The sequence below is a fragment of the Enterobacter asburiae genome (assembly GCF_008080435.1).
GTDB classification, from domain to species: Bacteria; Pseudomonadota; Gammaproteobacteria; order Enterobacterales; family Enterobacteriaceae; genus Enterobacter; species Enterobacter asburiae_C.
This window is the reverse complement of record NZ_VRKN01000050.1, coordinates 1-2,409: the sequence shown is the minus strand read 5'-3', so window position 1 is coordinate 2,409 and position 2,409 is coordinate 1. Positions and strand designations below refer to the sequence as shown.

Below are 2,409 nucleotides of genomic sequence, written 5' to 3'. Positions count from 1 at the left end.
TATTAGGCGACAATTACCCCGTCCGCATCGCGACAATTACTCTGGCCTGTTTGTAATCTGAGCGTCCTGTTTCTTCTTTCCAGGGAGAGGTTGTGACGCTAAATACCAGACAGGTCAGTTTTTACATGGCTCAACGTAATAAAGGTCTTACGCAGGAAGCCGCTGCGGCCACCACCGGCATTTCTGTTCGCTCCGGACGACGTATTGAAAAAGGGCAATGGCAATCATCAGGTGAGCGACACTGGCGGACACGTCAGGATCCTCTGGAAGCGGTCTGGCTCAGTGATGTGCTTCCTTTACTCGTTTCCCGTCCGCAGATCTCGCCGACAACGGTTCTCGAATATCTGCAGGATAAATATCCGGGCCAGTACCCCGATAAGGTGCGCCGGACGCTGCAGCGCCGTATCCGTACCTGGAAAGCCTGCCACGGTGAGGAACGGGAGATCATGTTCCGCCAGGAGCATCAACCGGGAATGCGGGCGCTGTCAGATTTTACCCAGCTGAAAGGCACGGTTATCACCATTAACGGCTGCCCGCTGGAACACAAGCTCTTCCACTTCCGTCTTGAATGGAGTCGCTGGAGCTGGATGCGGGTTGTCACCGGCGGCGAGAGCTTCACCGCTCTGGCCGAAGGACTACAGGAGGCGCTGGGTCAGCTGGGTGGTGTACCAGCAGAGCACCGTACAGACAGTCTGGCCGCAGCATGGAAAAACCTGAGCGAGGAAGACCACCGGGACCAGACAGCGCGCTATGCCGGGTTGTGTGAACACTACGGCATGACTCCTTCCCGCAATAACAGCGGACGGGGCCATGAGAATGGTTCAGTGGAGTCGGCTCACGGACACCTCAAGGAGCGTATACGGCAGGCCCTGCTGCTACGCGGAAATAACGACTTCGGTTCCCTGAATGAATATCGTCAGTTCGTTACACAGCAGGTGCTGCGTCATAACCAGCGCAATCAGGATCTGGTCCGTCAGGAACTGGCACTTCTGAAGCCCCTTCCTCAGCGGCGGTGTGCTGACTACGAAGAGTTGTCTGTCCGGGTCAGCAGCAGTAGTACCATCAACGTCCGGCACGTTGTGTACAGCGTGCCATCCAGACTTATCGGACAGATGCTGAAGGTTCGTCTGTGGGATGACAGACTGAGTTGTTACGTTGGCAGCGATGAAGTAATGAGCTGTCAGCGGGTCCGGGCACCGAAAGGTAAACGGCGGGCGCGCAGTATCAACTTCCGGCACGTGATCGGTAGTCTTGTCATGAAACCCGGGGCGTTCTACCACGCCACACTGCGTAACGACATCCTGCCAGATAATGAATGGCGGCAGCTGTGGCAGCGGATGTGTTCACGTCTTGCCCCTCAGCTGGCGAGTCGCCTGATGGTTAATGCCCTGAAGCTGGCGGCAGAGCGGGAAGACATCTCAGCGGTCGCGAAGGGGCTGAACCACCTGCTGCTGGAGCCGGGAGAGCCGGATCTGCAGAAGCTGCTCAACTGGCTGGGCGTGAAGGATAAACGCCCGCTGCCGGACGGGAAACTGGTTCAGCACAGCCTGCAGGGTTATGACAACCTGATGCGTAAAGGAGGCCTGCAATGACCGATATCCATACGCTTGAAAGGTTGCTCAGAAGGTTACGTCTGACGCGCATAGCCACCGAGTGGCACAGCCAGGAGAAACGCGCGCTGGCCGAAGGGTGGACCCCTTCGCGTTATCTGCTGTCACTCTGCAGTGAAGAGGCGACGCACAGGGAAAGCGAACGGCTGCGGCGGTATATAAAGGATGCGCGGTTGCCAGTGGGGAAAACGCTGGCCGAATATGACTTCGGCCAAGTCCCGGAGCTGAATGCCGCACAGGTGCGTCAGCTGTGTGAAACAACGGACTGGGTGGACAGCGGGGAGAATGTCCTGCTGTTCGGTGCCAGCGGTCTGGGCAAGAGCCACCTTGCCGCAGCGATCGCGGACGGCGTAGTGAGCCAGGGTTACCGGGTCCGGTTCTACAGCGCCGGCGAGTTGTTGCAGGAGCTGCGTAAAGCCCGGTCGTTGCTGAGGCTGAACGAGATGCTTCTGAAGCTGGATCGCTACCGGGTGATAGTGATAGACGACCTGGGCTATGTCAAACGGGATAACGCGGAAACGGGCGTGCTGTTCGAACTTATCGCGCACCGGTACGAAAGAGGAAGTCTGATCATCACAAGTAACCATCCGTTCAGCACATGGGGCAGTATCTTCGTGGACGAAACAATGGCGGTGGCAGCGGCGGACAGGCTGATCCACCACGGGTACATCTTCGAAGTTACAGGAGAAAGTTACAGAAAGAAAACATCAAAAGCAGTCACCCAGCAGTCAGCTAAGAAATAACTCAAAGGCGGCCAGAGTAGTTGACGCGTATCGGCCAAGGTAGTTGACGTCTAATA

At 57.0% G+C, this 2,409-nt stretch carries 2 protein-coding genes; both read left to right on the top strand.

Going from position 1 to position 2,409, the window contains the following annotated elements; translation table 11 throughout:
• The first annotated feature begins 92 nt into the window (after nucleotides 1–92).
• The gene (locus tag FU672_RS24715; RefSeq protein ID WP_148245218.1) at nucleotides 93–1,592 is read left to right on the top strand and encodes an IS21-like element ISPlge2 family transposase; all 1,500 of its coding nucleotides are present in this window, start codon (nucleotides 93–95) and stop codon (nucleotides 1,590–1,592) included.
• Nucleotides 1,589–2,353, top strand: a complete 765-nt coding sequence (gene istB / locus FU672_RS24710; protein WP_032669233.1) for an IS21-like element helper ATPase IstB — start codon at nucleotides 1,589–1,591, stop codon at nucleotides 2,351–2,353. The genes FU672_RS24715 and istB overlap by 4 nt, the downstream gene beginning before the upstream one ends.
• The last annotated feature ends 56 nt before the right edge of the window (nucleotides 2,354–2,409 follow it).